This window comes from Arthrobacter sp. PvP103, assembly GCF_017833075.1.
Classification (GTDB): domain Bacteria; phylum Actinomycetota; class Actinomycetes; order Actinomycetales; family Micrococcaceae; genus Arthrobacter.
The window spans coordinates 2,364,121-2,390,803 of sequence record NZ_JAFIBQ010000001.1 but is presented as its reverse complement, the minus strand read 5'-3'; the positions used below and the strand labels follow the sequence as shown (position 1 = coordinate 2,390,803).

The 26,683-nt window shown below is 65.5% G+C and carries 32 protein-coding genes and 2 pseudogenes; 18 read left to right on the top strand and 16 right to left on the bottom strand.

All coding sequences use genetic code 11. The features are described 5' to 3' along the window. Positions 1 to 15 precede the first annotated feature (15 nt). Positions 16 to 927 (top strand): intradiol ring-cleavage dioxygenase, encoded by a 912-nt coding sequence (locus tag JOE41_RS10980; RefSeq protein WP_209752361.1) that lies wholly within the window; start codon positions 16 to 18, stop codon positions 925 to 927. 48 nt (positions 928 to 975) lie between these two features. Next, on the top strand, positions 976 to 2,319 hold the full coding sequence (locus JOE41_RS10975) for a M18 family aminopeptidase (RefSeq protein WP_209752360.1): 1,344 nt from the start codon (positions 976 to 978) through the stop codon (positions 2,317 to 2,319). A gap of 24 nt (positions 2,320 to 2,343) precedes the next feature. Here the strand turns inward: JOE41_RS10975 and JOE41_RS10970 are convergent, their stop codons facing one another. Continuing rightward, entirely contained in the window at positions 2,344 to 3,012 is a 669-nt protein-coding gene (locus JOE41_RS10970) for a DUF1345 domain-containing protein (RefSeq protein WP_209752359.1), read from the bottom strand. A 267-nt stretch (positions 3,013 to 3,279) separates the two neighbouring features. Between JOE41_RS10970 and rpsF the strand changes: the two genes are divergently transcribed. The 4 genes from rpsF to rplI all read left to right on the top strand — a co-directional run bounded on the left by rpsF (position 3,280) and on the right by rplI (position 5,054). After that, the gene (gene rpsF, locus JOE41_RS10965) at positions 3,280 to 3,585 is read left to right on the top strand and encodes a 30S ribosomal protein S6 (RefSeq protein ID WP_011693941.1); all 306 of its coding nucleotides are present in this window, start codon (positions 3,280 to 3,282) and stop codon (positions 3,583 to 3,585) included. A gap of 55 nt (positions 3,586 to 3,640) precedes the next feature. Further along, a complete protein-coding gene (locus tag JOE41_RS10960) occupies positions 3,641 to 4,219 on the top strand; it encodes a single-stranded DNA-binding protein (protein ID WP_011693940.1) in 579 nt (192 codons plus the stop codon). Positions 4,220 to 4,344: 125 nt separating this feature from the next. Continuing rightward, entirely contained in the window at positions 4,345 to 4,584 is a 240-nt protein-coding gene (gene rpsR, locus JOE41_RS10955) for a 30S ribosomal protein S18 (protein ID WP_003800144.1), read from the top strand. Between the two features lie 17 nt (positions 4,585 to 4,601). Next, a complete protein-coding gene (gene rplI, locus JOE41_RS10950; protein ID WP_011693939.1) occupies positions 4,602 to 5,054 on the top strand; it encodes a 50S ribosomal protein L9 in 453 nt (150 codons plus the stop codon). 136 nt (positions 5,055 to 5,190) lie between these two features. Here the strand turns inward: rplI and JOE41_RS10945 are convergent, their stop codons facing one another. Continuing rightward, positions 5,191 to 5,613 carry a DUF1801 domain-containing protein gene (locus JOE41_RS10945; protein ID WP_043431235.1) on the bottom strand — a complete coding sequence of 141 codons (423 nt, stop codon included), beginning with the start codon at positions 5,611 to 5,613 and terminating at the stop codon, positions 5,191 to 5,193. A 160-nt stretch (positions 5,614 to 5,773) separates the two neighbouring features. Between JOE41_RS10945 and JOE41_RS10940 the strand changes: the two genes are divergently transcribed. After that, positions 5,774 to 6,400 (top strand): FMN reductase, encoded by a 627-nt coding sequence (locus JOE41_RS10940; RefSeq protein WP_011693937.1) that lies wholly within the window; start codon positions 5,774 to 5,776, stop codon positions 6,398 to 6,400. Between the two features lie 80 nt (positions 6,401 to 6,480). Then, positions 6,481 to 6,861 (top strand): zf-TFIIB domain-containing protein, encoded by a 381-nt coding sequence (locus JOE41_RS10935; RefSeq protein WP_011693936.1) that lies wholly within the window; start codon positions 6,481 to 6,483, stop codon positions 6,859 to 6,861. 17 nt (positions 6,862 to 6,878) lie between these two features. On the opposite strand, the gene JOE41_RS10930 is transcribed toward JOE41_RS10935, so the two are convergent. Both JOE41_RS10930 and JOE41_RS10925 read right to left on the bottom strand, forming a co-directional pair. Continuing rightward, positions 6,879 to 7,460 (bottom strand): hypothetical protein, encoded by a 582-nt coding sequence (locus tag JOE41_RS10930; protein WP_209752358.1) that lies wholly within the window; start codon positions 7,458 to 7,460, stop codon positions 6,879 to 6,881. A 2-nt stretch (positions 7,461 to 7,462) separates the two neighbouring features. After that, complete coding sequence (locus JOE41_RS10925) at positions 7,463 to 7,930, bottom strand: hypothetical protein (RefSeq protein ID WP_011693934.1); 468 nt, start codon at positions 7,928 to 7,930, stop codon at positions 7,463 to 7,465. 689 nt (positions 7,931 to 8,619) lie between these two features. Here JOE41_RS10925 and dnaB point away from each other — a divergent pair. Beyond that, a complete protein-coding gene (gene dnaB / locus JOE41_RS10920) occupies positions 8,620 to 10,002 on the top strand; it encodes a replicative DNA helicase (RefSeq protein WP_011693932.1) in 1,383 nt (460 codons plus the stop codon). Positions 10,003 to 10,011: 9 nt separating this feature from the next. Here dnaB and JOE41_RS10915 read toward each other — a convergent pair. Further along, positions 10,012 to 10,998: pseudogene (locus JOE41_RS10915) on the bottom strand (acyl-CoA thioesterase). 442 nt (positions 10,999 to 11,440) lie between these two features. Here JOE41_RS10915 and aztD point away from each other — a divergent pair. Beyond that, complete coding sequence (aztD, locus tag JOE41_RS10910; RefSeq protein WP_245200696.1) at positions 11,441 to 12,535, top strand: zinc metallochaperone AztD; 1,095 nt, start codon at positions 11,441 to 11,443, stop codon at positions 12,533 to 12,535. 108 nt (positions 12,536 to 12,643) lie between these two features. Here aztD and JOE41_RS10905 read toward each other — a convergent pair whose 3' ends face one another. Beyond that, positions 12,644 to 13,078, bottom strand: a complete 435-nt coding sequence (locus JOE41_RS10905; protein ID WP_209752356.1) for a DoxX family protein — start codon at positions 13,076 to 13,078, stop codon at positions 12,644 to 12,646. A gap of 150 nt (positions 13,079 to 13,228) precedes the next feature. On the opposite strand from JOE41_RS10905, the gene JOE41_RS10900 reads away from it, so the two are divergent. The 3 genes from JOE41_RS10900 to JOE41_RS10890 all read left to right on the top strand — a co-directional run bounded on the left by JOE41_RS10900 (position 13,229) and on the right by JOE41_RS10890 (position 15,673). Beyond that, positions 13,229 to 14,605 carry an MATE family efflux transporter gene (locus JOE41_RS10900; protein WP_011693928.1) on the top strand — a complete coding sequence of 459 codons (1,377 nt, stop codon included), beginning with the start codon at positions 13,229 to 13,231 and terminating at the stop codon, positions 14,603 to 14,605. Further along, positions 14,602 to 15,198, top strand: a complete 597-nt coding sequence (locus JOE41_RS10895; protein ID WP_011693927.1) for a hypothetical protein — start codon at positions 14,602 to 14,604, stop codon at positions 15,196 to 15,198. The genes JOE41_RS10900 and JOE41_RS10895 overlap by 4 nt, the downstream gene beginning before the upstream one ends. An 82-nt stretch (positions 15,199 to 15,280) precedes the next feature. Further along, positions 15,281 to 15,673 carry a hypothetical protein gene (locus JOE41_RS10890; RefSeq protein ID WP_209752355.1) on the top strand — a complete coding sequence of 131 codons (393 nt, stop codon included), beginning with the start codon at positions 15,281 to 15,283 and terminating at the stop codon, positions 15,671 to 15,673. 61 nt (positions 15,674 to 15,734) lie between these two features. Here the strand turns inward: JOE41_RS10890 and JOE41_RS10885 are convergent, their stop codons facing one another. Then, positions 15,735 to 16,277, bottom strand: coding sequence for a CGNR zinc finger domain-containing protein (locus JOE41_RS10885; RefSeq protein ID WP_011693925.1), 543 nt, complete (start codon positions 16,275 to 16,277; stop codon positions 15,735 to 15,737). Positions 16,278 to 16,348: 71 nt separating this feature from the next. Here JOE41_RS10885 and JOE41_RS10880 point away from each other — a divergent pair, with 71 nt between their 5' ends. Then, positions 16,349 to 17,422, top strand: a complete 1,074-nt coding sequence (locus JOE41_RS10880) for a DMT family transporter (RefSeq protein WP_374068704.1) — start codon at positions 16,349 to 16,351, stop codon at positions 17,420 to 17,422. Positions 17,423 to 17,550: 128 nt separating this feature from the next. On the opposite strand, the gene JOE41_RS10875 is transcribed toward JOE41_RS10880, so the two are convergent. Next, positions 17,551 to 17,814: a hypothetical protein gene (locus JOE41_RS10875; RefSeq protein WP_011691158.1), complete on the bottom strand. Its 264-nt coding sequence runs from the start codon at positions 17,812 to 17,814 to the stop codon at positions 17,551 to 17,553. 222 nt (positions 17,815 to 18,036) lie between these two features. Between JOE41_RS10875 and JOE41_RS10870 the strand changes: the two genes are divergently transcribed. Then, the gene (locus JOE41_RS10870; protein ID WP_011693923.1) at positions 18,037 to 18,309 is read left to right on the top strand and encodes a DUF2277 domain-containing protein; all 273 of its coding nucleotides are present in this window, start codon (positions 18,037 to 18,039) and stop codon (positions 18,307 to 18,309) included. On the opposite strand, the gene JOE41_RS10865 is transcribed toward JOE41_RS10870, so the two are convergent. From JOE41_RS10865 to JOE41_RS10835, 7 genes and pseudogenes are all read right to left on the bottom strand, one after another. Beyond that, the gene (locus JOE41_RS10865) at positions 18,306 to 20,645 is read right to left on the bottom strand and encodes a cation-translocating P-type ATPase (protein WP_209752354.1); all 2,340 of its coding nucleotides are present in this window, start codon (positions 20,643 to 20,645) and stop codon (positions 18,306 to 18,308) included. The two genes, JOE41_RS10870 and JOE41_RS10865, sit on opposite strands and share 4 nt — an antisense overlap. A gap of 38 nt (positions 20,646 to 20,683) precedes the next feature. Next, entirely contained in the window at positions 20,684 to 20,914 is a 231-nt protein-coding gene (locus JOE41_RS10860; RefSeq protein ID WP_011693921.1) for a heavy-metal-associated domain-containing protein, read from the bottom strand. A 94-nt stretch (positions 20,915 to 21,008) separates the two neighbouring features. Beyond that, positions 21,009 to 21,356: a metal-sensitive transcriptional regulator gene (locus JOE41_RS10855; protein WP_209752352.1), complete on the bottom strand. Its 348-nt coding sequence runs from the start codon at positions 21,354 to 21,356 to the stop codon at positions 21,009 to 21,011. A gap of 76 nt (positions 21,357 to 21,432) precedes the next feature. Then, a pseudogene (locus tag JOE41_RS10850) lies at positions 21,433 to 22,631 on the bottom strand (MFS transporter). Between the two features lie 209 nt (positions 22,632 to 22,840). Next, positions 22,841 to 23,410 (bottom strand): DinB family protein, encoded by a 570-nt coding sequence (locus JOE41_RS10845; RefSeq protein ID WP_011693918.1) that lies wholly within the window; start codon positions 23,408 to 23,410, stop codon positions 22,841 to 22,843. Then, complete coding sequence (locus tag JOE41_RS10840) at positions 23,407 to 23,913, bottom strand: universal stress protein (protein ID WP_011693917.1); 507 nt, start codon at positions 23,911 to 23,913, stop codon at positions 23,407 to 23,409. The genes JOE41_RS10845 and JOE41_RS10840 overlap by 4 nt, the downstream gene beginning before the upstream one ends. Before the next feature lie 86 nt (positions 23,914 to 23,999). Beyond that, a complete protein-coding gene (locus JOE41_RS10835; RefSeq protein ID WP_209752351.1) occupies positions 24,000 to 24,332 on the bottom strand; it encodes a hypothetical protein in 333 nt (110 codons plus the stop codon). Positions 24,333 to 24,551: 219 nt separating this feature from the next. Here JOE41_RS10835 and JOE41_RS10830 point away from each other — a divergent pair, with 219 nt between their 5' ends. Genes JOE41_RS10830 through JOE41_RS10820 form a run of 3 tightly spaced genes read left to right on the top strand, consistent with a single transcriptional unit; the run spans position 24,552 to position 26,243 of the window. Beyond that, complete coding sequence (locus JOE41_RS10830) at positions 24,552 to 24,752, top strand: hypothetical protein (RefSeq protein ID WP_011693915.1); 201 nt, start codon at positions 24,552 to 24,554, stop codon at positions 24,750 to 24,752. 60 nt (positions 24,753 to 24,812) lie between these two features. Continuing rightward, complete coding sequence (locus JOE41_RS10825) at positions 24,813 to 25,946, top strand: sialidase family protein (RefSeq protein ID WP_011693914.1); 1,134 nt, start codon at positions 24,813 to 24,815, stop codon at positions 25,944 to 25,946. A gap of 9 nt (positions 25,947 to 25,955) precedes the next feature. Then, positions 25,956 to 26,243, top strand: coding sequence for a MoaD/ThiS family protein (locus tag JOE41_RS10820; RefSeq protein WP_011693913.1), 288 nt, complete (start codon positions 25,956 to 25,958; stop codon positions 26,241 to 26,243). A 5-nt stretch (positions 26,244 to 26,248) separates the two neighbouring features. Here JOE41_RS10820 and JOE41_RS10815 read toward each other — a convergent pair whose 3' ends face one another. Further along, positions 26,249 to 26,485 (bottom strand): hypothetical protein, encoded by a 237-nt coding sequence (locus JOE41_RS10815; RefSeq protein ID WP_011693912.1) that lies wholly within the window; start codon positions 26,483 to 26,485, stop codon positions 26,249 to 26,251. Positions 26,486 to 26,683 lie beyond the last annotated feature (198 nt).

Sequence of the window (26,683 nt, the reverse complement as noted above, 5' to 3'; positions counted from 1 at the left end):
GCGTTTGATGTGTCCATGACAACCTCAACGCAACTTCCCCGCGAGCCCCATCCCGACCATGACCGCGGCCTGGAATTCGACCTCTCCACCCTGATGAGCCGGCGTTCCCTGGGCCTTTTTTTCGGCGCCGGCACAGCCGCCGCGGCGCTGGCGGCCTGCACTCCCGGCGGGTCCGCTTCCGGAACCGCGAGCACGACGGCGGCCGCCAGCAGTTCCGCAACCAACACCCCGGCTCCGTCAGTGACAGGGTCCGCCACACCATCCGCATCACCCACGCTAACCCGGGCCATCGCCGAATGCGGCGTGGAAATTCCGCAGGAAACAGCTGGGCCTTATCCCGGGGACGGTTCCAACGGGCCCAACGTCCTGGAGGCGTCCGGCGTGGTCCGGCAGGACATCACCGCCAGCTTCGGAACCTCCACCACCAAGGCGGAAGGCATCCCGCTGACGGTCACCCTGACTCTCCTGGACAACGCCAGCGGCTGCAAACCCCTTGCCGGCGCCGCCGTCTACGCCTGGCACTGCGACCGGGACGGCAAATACTCGATGTACGACGCCGGACTTGAAAATGAGAACTTCCTCCGCGGTGTCCAGGAAGCGGATGCCAACGGGCAGGTGTCTTTCACCACCATCTACCCCGGGGCATACAACGGACGCTGGCCGCACATCCACTTCGAAGTCTTCGAATCCATGAGCAACACCACAGCGGCCGGCCAGGTGCTGGCGGTCTCCCAGATCGCCATGACGGAAGCCGCCTGCAACGAGGTCTACGCCACGGCAGGCTATGAGTCCAGCGCCCGGAATTTTCCGAACACCACGCTCACCTCGGACAACGTGTTTGGCGACGACGGCGGCATCCACCAGCTGGCCACCATGTCCGGTTCAGTGGCCGGCGGCTTCTCGGCAGGACTCAACGTCACGGTGTAGGACAGGGCCTCAGGCGCGGGCCGCCGGGTCACGGCTAGACTCGGAGCCATGCCTTCCCACGCCACTGCCGCACACCACATCCAGGACCTCGGCGCGTACGTCAGCGCCTCGCCGTCGAGCTTTCACGCAGTACAGGAAGCCGCGAGCCGGCTGGACCGGGCGGGCTTCACCGGCCTGGACGAACTGGCGGCGTGGCCGGCCGGCGGCGGCACGGATGGCGGCGCGGCAGGGCGGTTCTATGTGGTCCGCGACGGCGCCCTGATCGCATGGGTGACGCCGAAGAATGCCGGCCCGACCACCGGCTTCAACATCCTCGGGGCCCACACCGATTCGCCGTCGTTCAAACTCAAGCCCAAGCCCACCACGGGAAAATTCGGCTGGCTGCAGGCCGGTGTGGAAGTCTACGGCGGCCCCCTGCTCAATTCCTGGCTGGACCGGGAACTGCAGCTGGCCGGCCGGCTGGTGATGCTGGACGGTACGCAGTGCCTGACCGCCACGGGGCCGCTGCTGAGGTTCCCGCAGCTCGCCATCCACCTGGACCGCGCGGTCAATGAGGGCCTGGCGCTGGACAAGCAGCAGCACATGAATCCCGTCTTTGGGCTCGGCGATCCGGGAGCTGAGGACCTCCTCGCGCTGCTGGCGGAACGGGCCACTGCAGCGGCGCCCGGCTTGGCGCCGGTGGATCCCGCACAGATCGGCGGGTACGACGTCGTCGTGGCGGACACGCAGCCGGCCGCGGTTTTCGGGGCCAAGGGTGAGTTCTTTGCCTCCGGACGGCTGGACAACCTGTCCGCCACCCACGCGGGACTGGCCGCGCTCATCGCCCACGCCGAAGCCGGGAACCATCCGGACGGGGGGCCCATCGCGGTGCTGGCGGCGTTCGATCACGAGGAGATCGGCTCCAATTCGCGGTCGGGGGCCTGCGGACCGCTCCTCGAGGACGTTTTGGTGCGTATCTCGGACGGCCTCGGAGCGTCGGTCAGCCAGCGCCGGCAGGCCCTGGCGGCGTCGTTCTGCGTGTCGGCCGATGCCGGCCACGCGGTGCACCCGAACTACGCGGAGCGCCATGACCCGGTCAACCGGCCGGTGCTCAACGGCGGCCCGTTGCTCAAGATCAACGCCAACCAGCGCTACGCGACCGACGGCCCGGGTGCCGCCTTCTGGGCGCGGCTGTGCGACGACGCGGGGGTCCCGTACCAGGAGTTCGTCTCGAACAACGTGATGCCGTGCGGGTCCACCATCGGACCGCTGACGGCGACGCGGCTGGGCATCAGGACCGTGGACGTGGGCGTGCCGCTGCTGTCCATGCACTCCGCCCGTGAACTCTGCGGCGTGGAAGACCCGTTCCGGCTGGCCCGTGTGACCGAACTGTTCTTCCGGACGGCGGCTTAGCCAGAGAGTGAAACAGGGCAGGCGTTAGGCGAGCCCGATCACCAGGTTGATGGTGGCGGCCAGGATGACGGTGCCGAAGAGATAGGACAGCAGGCTGTGTTTGAGGGCTTCGGCTCGGATGAGGTGGTTCTGCAGATTGGTGTCGGACACCTGGTAGGTCATGCCCAGGCTCGTGGCCAGGTAGGCGAAGTCCGTGTACTGCGGAGGCCGGTCCTGGTTGAAATCGATGCCGCCCGCGTCCGATCCGCCGCGCTTCCCGGGACTGTAGTACAGCTCGGCGTAGCGCAGGGTGAAAAGGGTCTGCACCAGGATCCACGACAACGCGACGCACGCCAGGGCCAGGAGGCCGCCGCTCAGTCGCGAGCCGCCGTCGGATCTGTGCGAGTCCACGACAACGGCTGCAACTGCGGCCAGGCTCGCGACGTTGGCCACCAGGATCAGCAGGTCGGTGGTACTGCGGGACGGGTCCTCGGACGTCGCGTGGGCGCGGGTCCCGGCGGGATCGAGGCGTCCGACCACAAGCCAGACCCAGGCCACGTAGACCAGCGCGGCGCTGCCCCAGCCGACGGCCGGCGCCTCCACCCAATATCCGGAAAGTCCGGTGGCCGCAGCGGCCGCCAGCCCGGTCATAACCATGGCAAGAAACCGCAGCCGGCTTCGTTTCACCCTGGCGGGCAGGGGGCTGGTGTCCATATGTCGATACTCTAGTCAAACAAACAGGCCGCGCCCGGATCCGGGCTGTTTTTCCACATAGGGACCTGGAGCGTTTCCGCCCGGGGCGGACCCGGGGCTAGCCTGAAGCGGTCACGAATCGCCGAAACCGGCCTAAATGCACTAGGATATTGAAGTCTGTGCTGCGTCCTGCCTCCGTTTTGGGGACCGGATGCGCACGGCACCGCAAATGAACCTCCTGTTACGGAAATGCCGTAACCGCTTAGCCCAAAGGAGGTGGGTTCACATATGCGTCCTTACGAATTGATGGTAATCATCGACCCCGAGGTCGAAGAGCGTACCGTTGAGCCGTCGCTTCAGAAGTTCCTGAACGTCATCACCAACGATGGTGGAACCATCGAAAAGGTTGACATCTGGGGCCGTCGTCGACTGGCTTACGAAATCAAGAAGAAGTCTGAAGGTATCTACGCCGTGGTGAACTTCACCGCCAAGCCGGACACCGCCAAGGAACTTGACCGCCAGCTGAGTCTCAACGAGACCATCATGCGCACCAAGATCACCCGCCCCGAAGAGCAGAAGGTCGTTGCTGAGTAATTTCAGCACCGTGCATTCAATCTTTATCCCGCAGGAACGAACAAGGAGGCAGTAGATGGCAGGCGAAACCACTATTACGGTCATCGGTAATCTCACCAATGACCCCGAACTGAGGTTTACACCGTCAGGTTCGGCAGTAGCGAATTTCACCATCGCTTCTACGCCCCGCACCTTCGATCGCCAGTCGAACGAGTGGAAGGACGGGGAAACCCTGTTCCTCCGCGCTTCCGTCTGGCGTGAAGCAGCCGAAAACGTCGCAGAATCCCTCACAAAGGGTATGCGGGTTATCGTTTCCGGACGTTTGAAGAGCCGTTCCTACGAAACCAAAGAAGGCGAAAAGCGCACCGTTATCGAGCTCGAAGTCGATGAAATCGGCCCGAGCCTGCGCTACGCCAACGCCAAGGTCAACCGCACCCAGCGCTCCGGCGGCCAGGGTGGTCAGGGTGGCTTCGGCGGCGGCAACAGCGGCGGTGGGTTCGGTGGCGGCCAAGGTGCAAGCCAGGGCGGCAATACCGGCGGAAACTGGGGCGGCAACCAGCCCGCGGCAGCGCAGGAAGACCCTTGGGCAACGCCCGGTGTCAGCAATGCAGGCGGCGGCTGGGGCAACGGCCCGGATTCCGAACCTCCCTTCTAACCAATAATTCAGGTCCGGCTCGGAACCCGCCGGGATGCCTTACGGCTCCCGGGTGAGTACCGCCGTCGAACCACCACCATCCCGTGGATCAATATCCACGGGCTCCATAGAATAGGAGCTCCACGATGGCTAAGGCTGAACTCCGTAAGCCCAAACCAAAGTCCAACCCCTTGAAGGCCGCTGACATCACCGTCATCGACTACAAGGACGTAGCATTGCTGCGCAAGTTCATCTCCGACCGCGGAAAGATCCGCGCCCGTCGCGTCACTGGCGTCACGGTGCAGGAACAGCGCAAAATCGCCCAGGCAATCAAGAACGCCCGCGAAGTTGCTCTGCTGCCTTACTCCGGCGCTGGCCGCGGCTAAGGAAGGGATTAACTAAAATGGCAAAGCTCATTCTGACCCACGAAGTAACCGGTCTCGGTGCTGCTGGCGATGTTGTCGAGGTCAAGGACGGTTACGCACGTAACTTCCTGCTGCCCCGCGGTTTCGCACTGACCTGGTCCAAGGGTGGCGAGAAGCAGGTTGAGTCGATCAAGGCTGCCCGCGTTGCCCGTGAGCACGCTTCCCTGGAAGACGCTCAGAAGCAGGCCGCTGCACTCTCCGCCAAGCCGGTCAAGCTCGTTGTCAAGGCTGGCGAGACCGGACGCCTGTTCGGTACCGTCAAGCAGGGCGACGTGGCCGACGCTGTTGAGGCCGCCGGTCTCGGCCGCATCGACAAGCGCAAGGTTGAACTGCCGGCACACATCAAGTCGGTTGGTTCCTACCAGGCCAACGTCCGTCTGCACGACGACGTTGCTGCTGTGATCGAACTCGACGTAGTCGCAGGCAAGTAGTTCCTCCGGCCATTCGCCAGAGCGCTACGAAGTCCTGAACTGCTGAAGGCCCCCGCTTCGGATTCCTATCGGAACCGAACGCGGGGGCCTTTGTTCTTAAATTCCAGGCTGCTTTCAGTGCATGGTGTCCGCGGGGCTATTCCTGGTGCATCACCGTGGTGGAGTGCCGGTGGCCCGCCCGGATGAGTTCTGCCAGTACGGCTTCATCCACGTCTTCCAGCTTGTTGATGTAGAGGCATCCTGCGCCGACCTTGTGCTTGCCTAGCCGCGGCAGGAGCTCCGCAGCTTCGGGCGCGTAGGTCAGTCCATAGAGTGAGAGGCTCCCCTTTCGCGGGGAGAAGCCGACGGCTACCGTGTCCCCCTCGCGGCCGCTCTCATACCGGTAGTGATAGCTGCCAAAACCCACGATGCCGGGGCCCCACATCACGGGCGTTTCGCCGGTGTGTTCCTTCATGAGGGCCAGGAGCCGCAGGCCGTCCCGCTGGCGGGCCGGATTCTCCACACCGTCAAGGAAGTCCTCCACGGAGGCGTCCGTTGCCTGGGTCTTGTTTTCAACCATGACGGCAGTCTGGCAGACACCGCTGCGCTTGTCAGCAGGGTCGCGGCAGCGTTCCACAGCAGGGTTCGGTTGCCGCGGAATAAAGACGGGCCCAGGCGGGTTTACTCGATAGATGCAAACGCATGTAGTCTGATTTACCGTTGACCCTCAGGAGTAAACCGTGGAAACCCGCCGCATAACCGTCCTCAGCGCCGGACTGGGCGTACCGTCGTCGAGTAGGCTGCTGGCCGACCAACTCGCAGCCGCAGCCGAACGCAGCATCACTGCCGCCGGCTATGAGGTATCCATCGATGTGGTGGAACTCCGCGATCTGGCCGTGGACATTGCCAACAACTTCGTCACCGGGTTCGCGCCACCGCGGCTGGCCGAAGTGATTGCCGGTGTGGAGGACTCCGATGGCATCATCGCCGTCACGCCGGTGTTCAGCGCCTCCTACAGCGGCCTGTTCAAGTCCTTCTTCGATGTCCTGGACCCCAAGGCGCTGGAGGGGAAGGCCGTCCTCCTTGGGGCAACCGGCGGCACCGACCGCCACCAGATGGTTCTGGACTACGCCATGCGGCCCTTGTTCAGTTACCTGCGGACCCGCACTGCTGCCACCGGCGTGTTCGCCGGGCCCCAGGACTGGGGAAACACGGACGACGGCGGCTCGCCCCTTTCGGTGCGGATCGAGCGGGCAGCAGAAGAGTTCGCGGGACTTGTTGCAGCTTCGCGGCCGCAGCGTAAGCCGGACGCCGCAGAGTCCCTGCCGTTTGAACAGCTGCTGGCGGGAATCTCGAACAGCCGGTAGGCGCGGCGCCCGGCACCAGGCCGGGCGTGTCCTCCGCACGTTCGCCGAACTATTCCAGGGGTCCGCTCGTTGTGCGGGACATGAAATGCCCTGTGGATTCAGTAGACCTGGTAATGAGTGAGCGCAGCGGAGTGGAGATCGATTACTGTCCGCAGTGCCGAGGCGTGTGGCTGGACCGCGGCGAGTTGGACAAGATTATCGACCGCGCAGCCGAGTTGATGGGGCCGGGGACGCCGGCTGCTCCCGTTGCCCCGGCGGCTCCCGCTCCCGGGCTGATTCCGCCGCCGCTGTACAACAACCTTGACCCGCGCCGGGATGACAGGCGGCCGGATGACCGACGCTATGACGAGCGCAGGGACCGGCCCCGCTATGATCAGCCCCGCCATGACGACCGACGCTACGACGACCGACGGCGGCCCAAGAAGAAAGAAGGCTGGCTCGGGGAGCTCTTCGATTTCTGAGTGGTCAGGCTGGATGCTCAGTCGTCGAGCAGCGCAATGAACTCCCTGGCCTGTTTCATGGAAATGTCCGAGTGCCGGGTCAGTGCCGTTGCTGCTCCCTCAGTGTCACCGCTTTTGGCCAGCGTGCGGATCCGGCCGTAGATCTCGTCGTTCAGCATATTGCTGCTGACCTCCCGAGTGACGTCGCCTTTACTGGCGATCGCGCGGTAGCGGTACGGGAAACGCTCGGGAGCATCGTCGTCGTCATGCTCCGGGGCCTCAGGGGCCGCTGAGTGGAACGGCTGCGGGTGGGCGGCCAGGGCGCCGACGGCGTCGCGGGAGGCCCGCAGGCCCTCACCTGATGCTTCGTAGTAGAGCTTGATGGCCGCCATGGCTTGGCCTTGGGCGATCAGGGCGTACAGGCGCCGGTGCTGGTCTTCGGTGAGTTTGGCTGCTGCGGCCTTGGCAGCTTCTACCGGATCGCCGGGCGGCGTGCCGCGGCCCGTCTTGGCGGCAGAACCCGTTGCGCCGGCGGTGCGGCGTCCTAGAGCACGGGCCGCCAGCAGGACGGCGGCCCCTACGATGAGCAGGATCAGGACGGGGATCACTAGCGATTCCATTGCTAAAGCCGATCTACATAATTTTTTGCGGTCAAGAGATCTGAGTGCGTTGCCTGCCGCAGCATCTTGATGGCTTGCAGTTTCTGGCCGTTGCGGGCCATGGACTGCAGCTGGAGGGCGAACTGCGGGTTCAATTGGCCGCCGGGGAGGACCGGACCTTGGTAGCCATGCATGCCAACGCCGGGACTGGACCCGGCCTGGGCGCGCAAGGCCGCCCGTGCGTGGTCTGCCTGCTGGGACTGCTGTTGCTCGTTCTGGCTTGGCCGGGTGGCGGCATCAACCCGTGCCCGCGCGGCGGTGGCTGCCTGCACCTGGGCGGCGTAGTGAGCCTGCGACCGTATGGCCAGTTCCAGCTGATAGCGCTCCGCATCCGAGATCCCTGTGTCCCGGGGTTTCAGTGCCGTGGAAACCGCCCAGATTACTGCCACAAGGATGAGGGCAGGCAGCATAACTATGAATACATCGCCCATGGATAGAGCTTATGCCAGTTCGCTGTTATCCACAGCATATTCTCGGTTGCGCATACAGCGCTGAGAGGAAAGCGTCAATTCGGACCCCGTGGAGCGGCCTAAATCACACAACGGGTATATTCTCCGTCACTTGTCCCCGAGTTACTGGCCGGTATCCCCAGTGGGAACCTGCAAGCTGTGGATGAACGTTCCCTAAAAGAATCTTTCATCCACAGGCCATTTTTAGCGTTTCCGCAGGTCAGAGCCATATTCGGTCTCAAAGTTTCTTGGTTTCCACAGGTGGACACACAGGCTGTGCACAAGCAGCGGCCGGTAGTCCACAACTTATCCACAGGTGTGCATGCATGTGGGCTTGGTGCCCGGGGGAAGGGGTACTAACGTAGCGGGATACCTGTTTATGGGGCATCAGTACTTGGTTTCGGGAGTCCGCAGAAGCATATTGCAGGCGATCCCGGGCCCGCCCGGACCACGAATTGTGGATAACCTCCGCAAAATGGGGATAACCGGGCTTACGGCCGGAACAGCGGGCGCGGGCGCAGTCCCGCGCAGGAGGACTGTCAGTGCCGGGTGGTAGTACTTGTCCTGCCACTAAGCGGGGTTTCGCTGCGCCGCGGCAGCCCGATGGCAGATAGCTACAGCACCGACGGCATCAAGGAATGCGCCGCGGTACACAACGGAGGACGGCAGCTTTGTCAGTTACGCACCTGGACTCAATCGAGGGCACCCGGGGTTCCGAAGGCAGCCGCAAGCCGCCCCAGGACATCCCCGCTGAGCAATCAGTTCTTGGCGGCATGATGTTGTCCAAGGACGCCATCGCCGACGTAGTGGAGATCCTGCGGGGCCAGGACTTTTACCGCCCCGCGCACGAGACCATCTACGAAGCCGTGATTGACCTTTACGGCCGTGGTGAGCCCGCCGACGCCGTCACAGTGTCCGATGAACTGACCAAGCGCGGCGAGATCAACAGGATCGGCGGGCCCGCGTACCTGCATGAGCTCATCCAGACCGTCCCCACGGCAGCCAACGCCGGATACTACGCGGAGATCGTTGCCGAGCGTGCAGTCCTGCGCAGGCTGGTCAATGCGGGTACCAAGATCGTCCAGCTGGGCTACGGCTCGGACGGCGAAGTAGAAGACCTCGTCAACCAGGCGCAGGCCGAGGTATACGCCGTGGCCGAGCGGCGCACCGCCGAGGACTACGTGGTCCTCAAGGACGTCATGGAATCCACGGTGGACGAAATCGAAGCCTCAGGCCATCGCGGCGAGGGAATGGTGGGCGTACCTACGGGCTTCTACGAATTGGATGAACTGACCCACGGCCTGCACCCGGGGCAGATGATTGTCATCGCAGCCCGTCCGGCCGTCGGCAAGTCCACGTTTGCGCTGGACTTTGCCCGGTCCGCCGCCATTAAGAACAACCTCGCCACGGTGATGTTCTCCCTGGAAATGGGCCGGAACGAAATCGCCATGCGCCTGCTCTCCGCAGAGGCGACCATCGGCCTCCAGGATCTCCGGAAGGGCACCATCAAGGACGAACAATGGTCCAAGATCGCCACGACCATGGGCAGGATGAATGACGCGCCGCTGTTCATCGATGACAGCCCCAACATGTCGCTCATGGAAATCCGGGCCAAGTGCCGCCGGCTCAAGCAGCAGCACGACCTCAAGCTGGTCATCCTGGATTACCTGCAGCTCATGAGCTCCGGTAAGAAAGTGGAATCGCGCCAGCAGGAAGTCTCGGAGTTCTCCCGTGCACTGAAGCTGCTGGCTAAGGAGCTCCAGGTGCCCGTGATTGCCCTGTCCCAGCTGAACCGTGGCTCGGAACAACGCCAGGACAAGCGGCCCATGGTCTCTGACCTCCGTGAATCAGGCTCCATCGAGCAGGACGCCGACATGGTCATCCTGCTCCACCGCGAGGACGTCTACGACAAGGAATCGCCGCGCGCCGGCGAGGCGGACATCCTCATCGCCAAGCACCGTAACGGCCCCACGAAGGACATTGTGGTGGCCTTCCAGGGGCATTACTCGCGGTTCGCCAACATGGCGGCAGACGCAGGCGGCGGCGGCTTCTAGCCAACCCGACTATGCGGGCTCCTGCACGCCACCAGCGGAGAGCAGGTGGTTGGGCAGCCGGTTTCCCGGTGCCCGGCCACGGATTTCCAGCAGCTCCCGGGCATGGGCGTGCAGGCGCTAGTCCTCCTCCGAGACCGGCATCCACGGCGAAATCGGCACGGAGTTCCCCGCAGCGTCCCTGGCCACCATTACGGTCAGGCAGTACGTCGTCAGGTTCATCTCCCGCCCCTTGGGATCCCCGGAGCGGACGTGCACCGCAATGTGCATTCCCTTGGTGCCGGTGTACACGAGCCGCGCCTCCACTTCCACGACATGGCCGATCAGCAGTGGCCGGTAGAAACGCACCCCGCCGGAAAATACCGCCACGGTGTCCTTGCCGCAGTACCGGGACGCACAAACATAGGCGGCCTCGTCGATCCACTTCATGACGATGCCGCCGTGCACCTTGCCGCCCCAATTGACATCCGTGGGGGCGGCCATGAACCGAAGGACCACCCGTTCCGCGGTGCCGGCGTCCGTATATTCCTGTGCATTCATCGCCTGGACGATGTCCTCGCGGACCTTGATCCGCGCCAGGGCGTGGTCACGCTGCTCGATTTCCTCGGGAGTGGAAGGTTCGAACTGCGGGACGGGCGCCGGTTTACCGTCCGGGCCCACCGCCACAAAAATCACCATGCACTGGCTGCGCATTGTGGCCGCCCCGCCTTTGGGGTCGCCCGAGGACACCACCGTGCGGATATGCATGGAGGACCGGCCGGTATAGACGATCGTCGCGGTGACTTCCACCATGTCCCCGCTGTTGACCGGATCGGCAAAGTGGATGTTACCCACGTAGGCCGTGACACAGTACGACTTGGCCCAGCCAACCGCTGCGGCATAGGCCGCTTTGTCCACCCACTCGAGCACGGTTCCGGCATCCACGGAGCCGCTGTGGCCGACGTCCATGGGGGCCGCTAGAAAGCGGAGGGTCACTGAATTGGCGGCAGTCTCGCTCATGCTGAGAGTTTACTGATGACCCGGCATACCGGCGGGTCCGAATGACACAAAGGCCGCAGAACCCGCCACATGCGGGCGGGGCCGCGGCGCGCCTTGTCAGGACAGGCGGGTAGTCCTGCACATGACTGTTCAGCTTGCCCTTCTAATGAGAATGACTATCATTTAACTTATGAAGAATCAGCATAGCGTCAATCGCCGCCGCCTTAGACCCTCTTTTCCTCCACTTCGCCCGGCGCGGCGGCCCGGTTCGAGGGTTTCCCCTAACGGCTTTCCGGGAGCGGCGGGACTTGCCGTTGCCGCCCTCGTCCTGAGCGCTTGCGCCGCGGACCCGGGGCGGGGCGATGACGGCGCCCAGTCGGGAGGCGGCGCGTCATCCGCCGGGCAGTCCACCGGGTCGTCCAGTGCAAGCCAGGAGGTCCAGGGCCCCGCGCCCAGGCTGGTATTGACTCATGCCGGGGGCATCACGGTGCTCGATGCCACCTCACTGGAGGTCGTGGGGGAGGCCGAGCTTACGGGCTTCAACAGATTGAACCCTGCGGGCGACGGCCGGCATGTCCTGGTGTCCACCGGAAACGCGTTCAGGGTGTTCGATGCGGGCGTGTGGACGGAGAAGCATGGCGATCACGGGCATTCCTACGCCGTTGAGCCGTCCCTCACGGCTGCCTCGTTCGAAGCCAGCAAGGCCGGCCACGCTGTCTTTCATTCCGGCCGGACCGCCCTCTTCAGCGATGGTTCCGGAAAGGTGGAGCTCTTCGACCCGGCAGGACTGGGGGAGAGTGCGGGTGTCCTTCCGGACAGTGATGTCTACATGACTGCGGAAGCCCATCATGGCGTAGCGGTGCCGCTCGAGGCGGGCGAACTCCTCGTCACGCTCGGAGACGAGGAGTCGAGGCGGGGGATTGCCGTGCTGGCAGCGGGAGCGGGGCAGGACCGTGTGGAACTGGTGCGCAACGAGGACTGCCCCGGCGTGCACGGCGAAGCAGCCGCAGGCCCGGATACAGTCGTGGTGGGCTGTGAAGACGGCATGCTGATCTACCGGGACGGGAAGATTTCCAAAGTGGCAAGCCCCGACGCCTACGGGCGGATGGGAAACCAGGCGGGCTCGCCCAGGTCGCCGGTGGTTCTGGGTGACTACAAAGTGGATAAGGATGCTGCGCTGGAACGGCCCACGCGCGTCTCGCTCGTCAATACGGAGACGGCCACCCTCCAGCTGGTGGAACTCGGTACGAGCTATTCGTTCCGCTCGCTGGGCAGGGGTGCCGCGGGCGAGGCCCTGGTCCTGGGGACCGACGGCGCCCTGCGTGTCATTGACCCATTGACCGGAAGCATCACGTCCACCATCCCCGTCGTTGACGCCTGGGAGGAATCGGAAACGTGGCAGGACCCGCGCCCGACGCTGTTTGTGCAGGGCTCCACCGCCTATGTCACGGAGCCTGCAGAAAGCGCGATCCATGCCGTGGACCTTGCCTCGGGCAAAGTAACCAAATCGGCGGAACTCGCGCACGTGCCCAACGAGCTGATGGGAGTCTCGGGCTAGCATTCCGGCGCGGGAATACTTCTACAGGGTGGATGCAACGACGCCGGGCCAGCCACGTGAGTGGCCGGCCCGGCGTCGCGCAGGTCTTGGTCTTTGGCGCTTCCCGCCTTAGGCGAGGATGCGGAGCTTCGAGTTGCTGCCGCCGAACAGTGCCTGGTCGACGGCCAGCCTGCCGGCGCCGGTCAGGGCAATGGCCAGCGCTCCGGCTGCAAGCAGCAGCACCAGTTCATAACCGCCCGTTGCGGCAAAGACACCGGCGGAGGCATGCACAAGGAACAGGGCGCCGAGCATGTCCACGGCGAGAAGGGCTGCGAAAACGCGGGTCAGTACGCCCAGGACCAGCGCGATTCCACCCACAAGCTCGAGGGTGGCCACGGCAGGGGCCGCCAGCTCAGCAGCCGGGACGCCCATCTTGGCGAACGACGCCTGGGTGCCGGCAATGGTCCATTCGTTGAACTTCTGCCAGCCGTGGGCTGCGAACAGGAAGCCCGCTATGACGCGCAGGATAGTGAGTGCTGTGGTGGTCAGTGTGGACTGGGTCATGGGAATTTCACCATTTCGAGGTCGGGAGCATTGCCGTGCGTCCTCTTCGGACGCGGTTGAAGCTTCAGTACTCAACCTTGCCAGCTGGTTAGTTGAAGAGTCAACCAATGGGGTCGGCATGTGACAGGTCTCTCCAGCTAGGCTGGCTCCGTGCCAGAATCACGTGCCACCTCCCGGACTGTTCCCGCCAGCCGAAACGCCCGGGAAATCCTCCGCCTCGCCGTGCCGGCATTCGGCGCCCTCATCGCGGAACCGCTCTTTCTGTTGGCGGACTCGGCCATAGTGGGCCACCTCGGCGTGTCCCAGTTGGCGGGGGTGGGGCTGGCGTCGGCAGTGCTGCACACGGCCGTGGGCCTCATGGTGTTCCTTGCATACTCCACCACCCCTGCAGTTGCCCGGGCCATCGGCGAGGGCAAGCTTCCCAAAGCCCTCGCGGCAGGACGGGACGGTGTCTGGCTGGCGCTTGTCCTGGGCCTAATGCTGGCGGCGGCAGGGTTCGCCGGCGCCGAAGTGCTCGTTGACCTGATGGGCGCTACGGGCGACGTCCGCCGGTTCGCCGTGGACTACCTCCGCTGGTCCATGCCCGGGCTCGTCGCCATGCTGCTGATCTTCGCCGGGACCGGTGTGTTGCGTGGCCTCCAGGACACCCGGACCCCCTTGGCGGTGGCCTCTGCAGGGTTCACCCTGAATGTCCTCCTCAACCTGGCGTTGGTTTACGGCCTGGGCTGGTCCGTGACCGGTTCCGCCGTGGGCACCAGCATTGCCCACTGGGCCATGGCCCTGGTGTACCTGGTGATCGTCCGTCGCAATGCGCGTGATCACGGGGTTTCACTCCGTCCGGACTGGCGGGGCGTGCGTGCCATGACCAAAGTGGGGTCCTGGCTTATGCTTCGGACGCTCAGCCTGAGGATCGCGATCCTCGCGACCGTGCTGGTGGTCACGGCCCAGGGCCCGGTGAACCTGGCCGCCCACCAGTTGGCCATGACCATCTTCACCTTCCTGGCCTTCGCCCTGGATGCCCTGGCCATTGCCGCCCAGGCCCTGATCGGCAAGGAACTGGGAGCGGCAAACCCTGCCGCGGTGCGGGACCTGACCCGGACCATGATCCGCTGGGGTGCGTGGTTCGGGGTGATCACGGGAGTGCTGCTGGCAGCTGCGGCTCCGTGGGCCGGCGCCTTGTTCACGTCCGACGCCGGCGTCCAGTCCGCACTGATGCTCGCCCTGTGGGTGCTCGCCGCCGGACAGCCCGTGGCGGGCTATGTCTTCGTACTGGACGGCGTCCTGATCGGCGCCGGCGACGCGAAATACCTGGCGATTGCCGGCGTCGTGAACCTCGCGGTGTACCTGCCGCTGCTGGCAGCCGTCCGACTCGCCCATGTCGACGGTGCCGCCGGGCTGGCGTGGCTGTGGGTGGCCTTTTCGCTGGGTTACATGTCCGCCCGGGCGGTAACGCTGGGACTACGGGCAAGGACTGACAAGTGGATGGTTCTCGGGTCGAATCCGCTGCGCACTAAACTGGATCCGTGACCCTTCCCGCAACTCCTTCCGATCCCGCTGCCCTGACCGCTCCTGCTGCGGACCTGTGGAAGCCCGTGCTCACCAGGGCCCTGCTTGCCCTTGCCTTCGGTGCGGTGACGGTCTTCTGGGCGTCCCCGTCGGCGTCCGAAATGGGCTGGACCGGCGGGCTCTACTTGCTGGCGACCGGCGTCATACTGATCCGTGGAATCGGGAAGTTTGGCTTGGCGGCCAGGCAGCCTGCCGGCAAGGTCATGGCAGCCGCCGGGGCAGTCCTCACCGGTGCCGGTGTGGCCGTGGCGTTCCTGGGCAGTGAACTGGTGTTCGGTGTCCTGGCGGCCCTGGGCCTGGGCCTGCTGGGAGCTGCGGAACTCTATCTCGGTTTCCTGTACCGCGGACGCAGTGTCCTGGCGCGCGACTGGCTTGCCTCCGGGGTGATCGGGCTGGGGACTGCGGTGGCCCTGCCGTTCTTCATCAGCCTCGGAGCGCATGCGCTGTTGGGAGTGGCCGGTGGCGGAGCGATCATTTCGGGGGTTCTCTGGATCCTGGCCGGCCTGACCCTGCGGCACGATGCGCGGTCTGTTTCCAGCGAGGCCGTAAACTAGTAGGGAACGGTTCTACTTCGCGTAGAACAATCGCTTGACTTAAGCGGCAGGGCCCAGGCCGTGCTGCACGGGAGGAAACACCTTGGCACAGCAGAAACCAGGAGAACCGCGAAACTTGCGGACCTCGGTCAAGGGACCCCTCATGTTCTCCGCATTCTGGGCTGTCCTGGCCTTCTTTGCCGTGCTGATCTTCGCCTCCGGCGGCAGCGCCCGGTCCCCTCGTTTCGATCTCGCCTTCACGGGTGCGGGGATTGCGTTCATCGTGACCCTGGTCATCGCGGCGATGCTTTCCATGAGCCACAAGGACAATGCCGACCACCTGGGTAAGGGGTCCGGCGTCAACCTGAGTTCCAAGAAGTCTTCCGGCCATGGCGGCTATTCGGCGCGTCCGGACGCGCAGACTCCCGGTGCGCAGGCTCCCGGTGCGCGGGCTCCCGGTGCGCCGGATGCCGCACCCGGCGCCGATCCCCGCTAGATCCTCCGGGGGCTTCCCCGGCACCAGTTCCCTCAAGCAACGCTTCTTCCGCCACGCGTCCCTAGGACGCGGCTTTCCGTGCGCGGTAGGCGGCCACGTGTGCCCGATTGGCGCAGTTTCCGGTATCGCAATACCGCTTGGACCTGTTCCGGCTGAGGTCCAGCACGACGGCGTCGCAATCCTCCGCGGCGCACACCAGCATCCGGTCCATCTCCTTGCTGCGGATCACGTCCGCCAGCGCCATGGCGGCCTCGGTGCCCATCCGGTCCGCCAGCGGGGCCTCGCGGGTAGTGGCGTGCAGGTGCCAGTCCCATTCGTCGTGCTTGATCAGCTGCGGAAGGGCATTGGCTTCGCGGAGCAGGCGGTTCACCGTCCCGACGGCCGCGTCCTCGTCCATGGTCCAGAGCTCGGTGAGCTGGCTCCGCAACTTATGGACGCTGGCCAGTTCAGCCGCGTCCCGTGACCTCGCACCGGAGAAGCCCTCAGCCAGGAGGAAGCGGTCCAGGTCCGCGATCGTGGCGAGATGTTCTTCGCCGTTAGCCGCGCTGTTGATCAGTCCCACAACGGTGCGAAGTGCCACTTCAGTGTCAGGGGCAAAAACCATCTTGACTCCTTACAGGGGCGGGGCGTAATGTCATGACCATTACCCCACTTTACTCCTGACAGGAGGCAGCCGTGCCTGCCGCAAGCAAACGCGCCGATGCGTCCTTCCAGGGCGCCGCGTCCAGGGTCGGCGCCCCCCGCCGGCCGGCTGCCGGGTTCCTGGCATCCGGGCTCGGCGTGGCGCTATTCTCTTCAGCCGTCTTCGGCCTTTCCGGATCTTTTGCCAAGGCCCTGCTCGAAACCGGGTGGACTCCGGGTGCGGCCGTGACCGCGCGCCTGACTGGGGCAGCCCTCATCCTCGCGATCCCGGCAGTGCCCGCACTGCACGGCCGCTGGCGCCAGCTGAGGGACAACTGGCTGACCATCCTGCTGTTCGGGCTCATCGGGGTCGCAGCCTGCCAGCTGTTCTACTTCAACGCCGTCGAGCGGCTCTCCGTGGGCGTTGCCCTGCTGCTGGAGTACCTGGCCCCGGTGATCATCGTCCTCTGGCTGTGGGCCGCGAGCCGACGGCGTCCGCGCCCGCTCACCATTGCGGGAACGCTGCTTTCGCTGGGCGGACTCATCCTGGTGCTGGACCTTACCGGTGCCGTGAAGATCGACGTCGTCGGCGTCCTGTGGGGAGTCGCCGCAGCCGTCTGCCTGGCGATCTATTTCTTCATCACTGCAAAAGAAAATGACACCCTCCCGCCGATCGTCCTCGCATCCGGCGGCCTGATGGTGGGCGCCGTGGTGATGTGGCTGGCGGCTGCCACCGGACTTCTGCCGATGGCGTTCAGCACGGCGGACACCAAACTGGGGCCGTGGGTCACCCCGTGGTGGGTTTCGCTGGGCGGCCTAATCATCCTTGCCACGGTCCTCGCGTACGTCTCGGGCATCGTTGCCGCGCGGGCGCTCGGTTCGAAGGTTGCATCATTCGTGTCGCTCACCGAGGTGCTTTTCGCCGTCATCTGGGCGTGGCTCCTGCTCGGTGAACTGCCCGGTCCCATCCAGCTCCTCGGCGGTGTGCTGATTGTTGGCGGCGTCGTCCTGGTCCGCGTGGACGAGCTCCGCGGGCCGCGGGTAGCGCCGGCCTCTTCAGGCGGACCCGGTGCAGCGCCGGTGCCGGCGCCGCTGGACCACGCGAACGACGTCGAACCCGTCCCCTAATCTGCACCACGCGAATCTGCACCACGCGGCGGTCATCGCGTTAAGCGGCTTCGGTTTAAAGGCGGATGCCCCGGACGCTTTGTTGCGTCCGGGGCATCCGTTTCAGCGTTGCCAGCGGCGGGCGTTCCCTAGCGGGAAGCCTCTTCCTGCTGGGCGGCGTTCTTGCTGGCCTGCTTGCCGGCTTCTTCCAGTGCCCGGGCCACGCGGGCCAGGTCCGTTACGTGGCGGCCGGACCATTCGCTGCGGAACTTCTCCGCGTCCGGGCCCTTCCAGTCGGTGCTGTCAAGAGCTTTCGTCAGCTGCGACTTAGCCTTCTCGATCTCGGACGAACCAGCCTGAAGCTTGGTTCCGAGCGCCTTGAGCTGAGCAATGTCTGCACCCCAAATAGCCATTAGTTTTCTCCTTCAGTCAACGGACCCGATCCGATCGGCATCCCCAGCGGCCCCCGGCTCATCCGGAAGATCCATTACCTAGAAACTATCCCGCGGCCCGGTCACTGTCGATGGGCACCGCTCCCCATGCAGCCCTACCCGTGAGGGCAGCTGCCGGGCCAGTGGTATCCGTACTAGGCTTCGGACCTCGATCCCAGGCGGTCCAGAGCCTAGCATGGGACTATGTGCCGCAATATCCGGACCCTGCATAACTTTGAGCCCCATGCCACGTCGGCCGAGGTGGAAGCCGCTGCGCTGCAGTACGTGCGCAAGATCAGTGGCAGCACCAAACCGTCGAAAGCCAACGAGGAGGCGTTCAACCGCGCCGTGCACGAGATCGCGCACGCCACCCAGCACCTGCTCGATTCCCTGGTGACACATGCCCCGGCCAAGGACCGGGAAGAGGAAGCCGCCAAGGCCCGTGCCAAGGCGGCCGTCCGCTTCGGCGCCGCCTAAGCGCCCCGGCCGCCGGTCTTGCCGAAGCTGCGAAGCCGGAGCGAATTGGCCACCACCAGCACCGAGCTCGCTGCCATGGCTGCGCCGGCGATCATCGGATTCAGCAACCCCAGTGCCGCCACGGGTATACCGACTGCGTTATAGAAGAACGCCCAGAACAGGTTGGCTTTGATGGTGGCCAGCGTTCGGCGGGACAGTTCGATGGCCTGAGCCACTTGTCCCAGGTCATTGCCCATCACGGTCAGGTCCGCGGCTTCGATGGCCACGTCGGTGCCCGACCCCATGGCTATGCCCAGATCGGCCTGGGCCAGGGCTGCTGCATCATTCACGCCGTCTCCGGCCATTGCAACGGTTGCGCCGCCAGCCTGCAGTTTCCGCACGGCGTCGACCTTGCCCTCCGGCAGGACCCCCGCGAACACATCTTCCGGAGGGATGCCGACGGCGGTGGCCACCTGCTCGGCCACTGCGGCATTGTCCCCGGTCAGCAGGATCGGCCGGAGGCCCAGCTGCTTCAGCCGTGAAATCGCGGCAGCCGATCCGGGCTTGATGGTGTCGCGCAGGGAGACTATGCCCGCAGGTTCCCCGTCCACGGCAACCCAGATGGCGGTGGCACCGGATTCTTCGGCGGCCCCGAGTGCCTCCTGCTGTTCCGTCGTGACCGTTATGTCGTTGTCCCGCAGCCAGCCCGTCCGTCCGGCGATGACCAGCCGGCCTTGCACGGTTCCGGATACCCCGCCTCCCGGCGCGGAACGGAAGTGTTCGACGGCGGGAAGCCGCCCGCCGTCGTTCCTGCGCTCCGCGGAGAGAGCAGCAGCCGCAATGGCCTGGGCCACGGGGTGCTCGGAGGCGGCCTCGACGGCGCCCGCAAGGCGCAGCACTTCGGCGCTGCTGTACGTGCCGAAGGCCCGCGTGCCGTACACGGCCAGGTGGCCGGTGGTCACGGTGCCGGTCTTGTCCAGCAGGATGGTATCCACGGTGCGGGTATCTTCAAGCACCTGGGGGCCTTTGATCAGGATCCCCAGCTGCGCCCCGCGGCCCGTGCCGGTCAGAAGGCCCACCGGCGTGGCCAGGCCCAGGGCGCAAGGGCAGGCGATGACCAAAACCGCCACAGCCGCCGTGAACGCCGCGCGGATTTCGGCAGGCTCAATCACCGGGCCGCTGAAGACGATCCAGAGCACGAACGTGAGGACGGCGATGGCCAGCACAATCGGAACGAACACCGCACTGATGCGGTCCGCCAGGCGGGCGATGGGGGCCTTTCCGGTCTGCGCCCGGGCAACCAGCCGGGCCATCTGGGCCAGCGTGGTTTCGGATCCGACCCGGGTGGCACGGACCAGCAGGCGGCCGGAGGTGTTGATCGTGGCCCCGGTGACAGGGCTGCCCGGAGCCACCTCGACGGGTACCGACTCGCCCGTCACCAGGGAGGTGTCCACGGCCGAGGCACCGTCAACCACCACGCCGTCCGTGGCGATTTTCTCGCCGGGGCGGACCACTACGACGTCGCCCACCATGAGTTGGTCGGCGGGAATCCTGAGCTCGGCGCCGTCAACCAGGACCGCGGCATCCTTGGCGCCCAGGTTCAGCAGCGCCTTCAGGGCGTCGCCCGCCTTCTGCTTCGCGTTGGCTTCCAAGAAGCGGCCCAGCAGCAGGAACGTGGTGACCACGGAGGCCACCTCGAAGTACAGTCCGCCCGTACCCATCTCCATGCCGGGGTGTTCGGTCATGCGGGGATCGGCCAGCAACTGCCAGGCGGAGAACAGGTAAGCGGCCGTGACGCCCAGGGAGACCAGGGTGTCCATAGTGGATGCGAAGTGCCGGGCGTTGATGGCCGCAGCGCGGTGGAACGGCCAGGCCGCCCACGTCACCACCGGCAAGGCGAGCACCCCCGCCACCCAGCCCCAGTTGGAGAACTGGAACGCCGGAACCATCGATATCGCGAACACCGGGACGGTGAGGATGGCGGCAACGATGAGCCGCGTTTTAAGTTGGGCAGCGGCGGCAGGGTGCGTTAGGTGGTCGCCGTCCGCGGGCGGCCCACCGCTTTTGGTTGAGCCGGCCGAAATCTCAGCGTCGCCACCCCGTCTCGGGTAGCGCGGGGGCCGCACCCGGGCTTTGTAGCCTGCCGCCTCTACCGTGGCCGTGATCTGCTCGTCGGTGATGCCGGCGGGGACCGTGACCTGGGCCGATTCGAGGGGCAGGTTTACCGAGGCTTCGACGCCGTCGAGCTTTCCGAGCTTGCGTTCCACCCGGCCGACGCATGAAGCGCAGGTCATGCCTTCGATGTCGAGTTCGATGACCCGGGTTCCCGGCTGGTGCAGCAGTTGCTCGTTACTCACGGCGTGTCCTCAATTTGGGTGGGATGGGTTCGTGCGGTTCAGGCCTCGTTGGCCACCACCAGGTAACCGGCCTCGGCTACGGCTTCGCCGATCTCGGAACGGGAAAGGGCCTTATCGGATGTGATGGTGACGGTGGAGATGCCGCCGGCGTTGAGGTCGACGTCGACCGTTTCCACGCCTTCCAGTGCTTCCAGTTCTTCGCTCACGGAGGACACGCAGTGTCCGCAGGTCATGCCGGACACGTTCACGGTGGTGGATACGGGGCTCATGGTTTGCTCCTCTTTCTCGGTGGTGCCGGTGGTGCCGGCGGCACCGGATGGACCCGGTCGGGTCATCCGGATGGTGTGGTGGGTGGGATGACCGCTACCGCAGCAGGCGCCCGATGGCATCGGTGGCCTCCTTGACCTTGAAGTCGATGGCTTCCGCGCGGAGTTCCGGGTCCGGTTCGGAGGCGGCACCCACGACGCAGTGACCGATGTGCTCCTCGACGAGGCCCAGGCTCACTGCGTGCAGGGCCTTGTTCACGGCCGCAACCTGGGTGAGAATGTCGATGCAGTACTTGTCCTCATCCACCATCCTGGCGATGCCGCGGACCTGGCCTTCAATGCGTTTGAGCCGGCGCAGGTATGCCTCTTTGTTCGAGGTGTAGCCATGCTGGGGGACGGTTCCGGCGTCCACGGTCCGGGGTTCGGCGTCTTCTGCTGAGTCCATGTCCTCAAGATATACCCCTAAGGGGTATATGACAAGTACCCCCGGGGGGTATGGTGTGCGACTGCCGGGCCGGATGTCACGGTTTGGCGGCCGGTTCCGGCGACGGCGCCCGGCGGCCGATGCTGCCGACGCCGAGCAGGGACGCGGCGGCGACGGCCGCGGCAAGGACTCCGAGGCCCAGCGGCAGAGCTGAAGCTGTAGCCACGGCGCCAACCAGGAGCGGACCACCGGCGTCGCCAAGCTCCCGTCCCAGCTCGGCTGTTCCCATGGTCCGTCCCAAACGCTCAGGCGGAGTGGTGGCGGCAAGGTGCGCGAAGCCCAGCGGCGTGGCAACACCGATTCCCGTGCCGATGGCCGCCGCAGCGCAAAAAATGGTGACCGGTCCCGGAAGCAGTGCCACCGCGGCGATTCCGGCCGCCGTCAGCAGCAGCCCGGCTGTCATGCCGGGGCCGTCATGGAGCCGGCCCTCGTCACGCAGGCGGCCGATCCAGGGTTGGGTGGCAGCGGACGCGAGTGCCAGCACGCTGACCGCGGCAACGGCCGCCACAGGGTCCAGGCCGTGCCGCGTTGCCAGCGCAGGGAGGAAGCCGATGGCTGTGCCCAGGGCCCCGGTGGCTGCCGCAAGAACGAGCGTAGGCACGAGGAAGCTCCGATGGGTTACCTGGCGGGCAAGATCCAACAGCGTGTACCGCGGGCGGGGCAGAGGGGCCAGCTGCGGCAGCGTCACCATCGCCCACACCGCAGTGGCCGCCGCGAGGATGGCCAGGGCGGCAAAGAGAAGGGTGAAGCCGCCCAGGAAGATCAGGCCGGCACCGATCAGCGGGCCCGCGACGTACCCCAGGCTTTTCCACGAGCCGTAGCGGCCGAAATACGTTCCTGCGTTGCGGCCGGCAAGCCTGGCCACCATCGCCGAGGACGCCGGGAAAACGCAGAGGCGGCGGCGCCCTGGCCGATCCGGGCGAGCCCGAGCATCAGGGGGTTGGAGCCCCACAATCCGATCAACGACATCAGCGCAAACGCGAAAAGCCCTGCCACGACCACCGGCTTTGTGCCGATGCGGTCGCTCAAAGCTCCGAAGACCGGTTTCAGCACCACCTCGGCGAGGTCGTAAACAGCCAGGAGGACGCCCAGATTGAGCAGGCTCAGGCCGATATCACCGCTGTGGGCGCCCATCCCGGCTGCGATGCTGTGGGCACCAAAGGCTGTGACAAAGCCTGCGGCGTACAGTGGCGCGGTGACGGCTGCGGTCGGCGTGGGGATTGGCGCTGTGGTCACGGGATTGCTCCTGGCATGCGGCCGGCGCCGCTTTTCGCTTGACTATCCCCGGAATCCGGCCTGGCATTAAAAAGCTCCGGAGTGCGTTATTGGGGGATACGCACTCCGGAGCAGCTTCTGGGGCAGGTCCAACATCTTCCTGCGAACTCCAGCTTACGTGGCGGTAGCGGTGAGCGCCACCACCCTGAATAACTACTTTCGCTTTACTTTCACAGGGTCTTTCGTCCTGTCTTCCTGCCCCTTGTCTCTTGAGGCTGACTCCCGCCCAGGCTGAGCTGGGTGGCATGGAAGTCGAAATGTTCGATGGGATAGGCGTAGACCTCTGCCAAGGACATCCAGGGTGTGAAGAACGGGTCCCAACGGTCCGGAAAGGACATCCCGCGGGCCATCGCGGCGGCTGTCTCGCGCCGCATCCGCCGCTCAAGGGAGCGCGTCACCCGCCGGAGCTTCGCGGCCATCCGCCTGCGGTTGTACACGCGGGCCGCAGCCTTGGATCCGAGGTAATTGACGACGTCGAACGGTGCGGTTCCGGCATTCAGCATCCACGCAAACCCCCGGCTTAAAGGCGCCGGGAGCACCCCGAAGATCCGTACCAGGGGCAACAGGGCCTGCACCACCATGTAGCCGAAAACCATGTGGAACAGAAGCTCCTCGTTGGTCCAGCGGGTGCCGGCGCTGGTGCGGCGGAGGTCCGCGTCGGACGCGGAGGCCAGCCACCGCTCGAGTTCCCTGCAGTTGCGCTCATAGCCATGCAGGACCTTGCCCGGAACGGCGGTCACGCGGGGGTGTCCCGGTGGGCGCCCATATGTGCCGGGACCACCAGGACGGGGCGGTCCTGGTGGTGGGTCAGCCACGCAGCCACGGAACCGTTGAGGGCTGCCGAGAGGCGGTGGCCCAGACCGCGCTCGGGTGTTCCCACAATGATCATGGAGGCGTTGGCCTCCGCTGCCACACGCCCCAGGGCACGGGCGGGGTCCCCGGACAGGATCCGCAGCGTCCATTCCACCGATTTCGATGCGCAGGCGGCCCCCACGACGCCGCGGAGCTCTTCGCTCACGGCCCGGACGTCGGCGTCGTCCTTGTCCGGATGCAGGGACAGCCGGTGCGCTGACCGCGCCGGGTCCCACTCGACCAGGTAGCTTGCCTCGTCCACGTAGGCGCACAACAACGGAACGCCCAGTTTTTCTGCGAGGCCGGTAGCCGAGTGCAGTACCTCTGCGTGCTGGCCGGGCAGCACTCCGACCACCAGGGGAGGCGGACCGCTGAAGCGTTCAGGAGACATACTCCATTGTGGCCCCGCGTGCATTCATTGAACAGCGCGGCCACGCAGCAAGGTCACCCGGCACTGCCTGCGCCGGGGCGGCTTAGTCAGGGCCGCCCTCCGGAGCCTCCAGCGCAGGCTTGGGGCGCCGCCAGGTGAGGGTCACCGTGAAGTTTGAGCTGGTGCTGGCGGCGGCAATGAACGCCCCGGCTTCGGCCCACGCCCCGCACTGGAAGTTCGGCGACCGGCGTGGTCCGGCGGGCAGCCACGGCCGAGGCCAGGACCGTGGACTCCAGTTCCGCGCGGCGTGCCAGGATCCCGTCCACATCCAGCCTGAACAGCCCCGACGCATTGCCGCCTGCCGGGGCCTGAACGACGCGCACGGTGTACTCACCCGGCTCGGAACCTGATGCGAGTTCGAGTTCTATGTCGCCGTCCATGACAACCTTCTCAGTGCCGTGCGGAGCCTCCACAGCGGGCCTCCGACGCCTGTGGTGCGGGTGCGCGGGGCAGGCCCACAAGACAAGATTGGCGCAGTGGAAGTGCCGGCACAAGGGTCAACGGGCGCGCGGCCCGGGAACGGAGCGCCACGGCCGTTGGACCCTTGTACACCCCCTCGCCGCGGATTAACGTTGACGCATAAGGAGAGGTGGTCCGCGGTGGAAATCTACATGTGGTGGCTTGATCTGGACCTGGCCAGCAAGGAATGGCTGCGCGAGAATCTGCGCGCGGACGAACTGCCGTTGTTTGTGCTTCAAGGGATTGCCGAGGCCGGCGGACCGCACCCGGACACCGCTACGGGAGTCCTCACGAACGCGGACTGGGACTTCATCGAGACGCAGTCTGAATTCGTGGACTGACCCTGCAGGGCGCATAACGTCGCGCAAAAACCATTGCGGCCTCCGGGTCTGAGTGGTTGCATGGGGTGCATGGCCACCGAACAGAGTTATGTCCTAGCAATCGGAACCAAAAAAGGGCTGTGGCTGGCGACCAGCCACGACCGGCAGACATGGTCCATGTCCGGCCCTCATTTCCTGATGAGCGAAGTCCCCAGCATCGGCATCGACACCCGCGACGGCCGTACCCGCATCATGGTGGGTGTCCGCTCCGAGCACTGGGGGCCCACTGTCGCGCACTCGGATGACCTCGGCGCGACATGGACCGAGCCGGAACAGGGCGCCATTAAGTTCCCGGACGGCACTGACGCCGCGGTGGAGCGCATCTGGCAGATTTACCCGGACGCCGAATCCCGCCCCGGGGTTGTCTGGGCCGGGGCCGAACCCATTTCCGTGTGGAAGTCCACGGACGGGGGCGAACACTTCGAACTCAACCGCGGACTCTGGGACCACCCGCACCGCAGCGAATGGGGTGCAGGGTACGGCGGAGCGGCCGCGCACTCAATCGTCGTCAATCCCTCCGGGGAAAATGTGCACGTTGCCATGAGCACCGGCGGCGTTTACCGCTCGCTCGACGGCGGTTCCTCCTGGGAGCCGCGGAACAAGGGAATCTCTGCGTACTTCATGCCTGATCCCAACCCCGAGTTCGGCCAGTGCGTGCACAAGATCGCGGCCGATGCCGCCGTCGAGGGCCGGCTGTACGCCCAGAACCATCACGGCGTGTACCGCACGGATGACAACGGAGAGAACTGGGATTCGATAGCGGAAGGACTTCCGGCCGATTTTGGCTTTGTGATGCTCACCCATCCCCGGCGGGCAGGCACGGCGTGGGTGGTCCCGCTAAAGGCCGACGGCGAACGCATTCCGCCGGACGGGAAGCTGGCAGTACACCGGACGGACGATGCCGGGCAGACCTGGAAACGCCTTGATTCCGGGCTGCCGCAGGGCGAATACAACGCGGTGCTCCGTGACGCTGCCTCGGTTGATTCCGCGGAACCGGCCGGGGTGTACTTCGGAACGCGCGGAGGCTCGGTCTACGCCAGCCCGGACGAGGGCGAGCACTTCACCGAAGTGGCGTCACATCTTCCGGACGTCCTGTGCGTCCGCGCTGCGGTAGTGTCCGCGGCCCTGGTGCCAGACGCTCCGGTACCCGTTTAAGGGTCCGTTGTGGCTGACATCAGCGTGGTGCTGCCCAGTGTCCTCCAGCCGCTCGCCGGCGGGCAGTCCATCCTGACTACGCCCGCCGACGGTGCGGTGACTGTGGGGTTGCTGCTTGACTCGCTGGCCGGGGACTATCCGGTGCTTGCGAGGCGGTTGAGGGATGAGACCGGTGCCCTCCGCCGCTACGTGAATATTTACGTGAACGGGGACGAGGTCCGGCGCTTGCGGGGACTGGAAACTGAAGTGGCTGCCGGCCAGGAGGTGGTGATCATCCAGTCCGTGGCCGGCGGCTGAAGGGCTCAGGCTACTCGCCAAATGCTGCATTCGTCCGAATTGATCGCTTTGCGCATCCCGGTCTGACGGTCCATGATCCATACAACGCCGATGCCCGGCGCAGTTTCCTGCACGCGGCCCCGACGGATCACCACATCGTCATAGCTGGGACCCACGGAGAGGCGGGCTTCAATCTCGTCGCCGCGGTGCAGCTGGTCCAGGGCGCGAACGCGGGTCACATGGGTTTTGGCTTCCTTCAACATGGCGGGGCCTCCTGAGCTGGAGCTTGTGCTGTTGCCTGCAATTGCCGGCACATCCAGTGTCCTGCGCCATTGTTGCCGCCGCGTTTCACGCCGGTAATGGCCGCGTTAGCTTTCCGCGCCCGCGACGTTTCCGTGCCCCGAAGCAGCTGAAGGAAGCCCACCGCCGCGGCTGATCGGCGGTGTCATATCCGCCTCGGC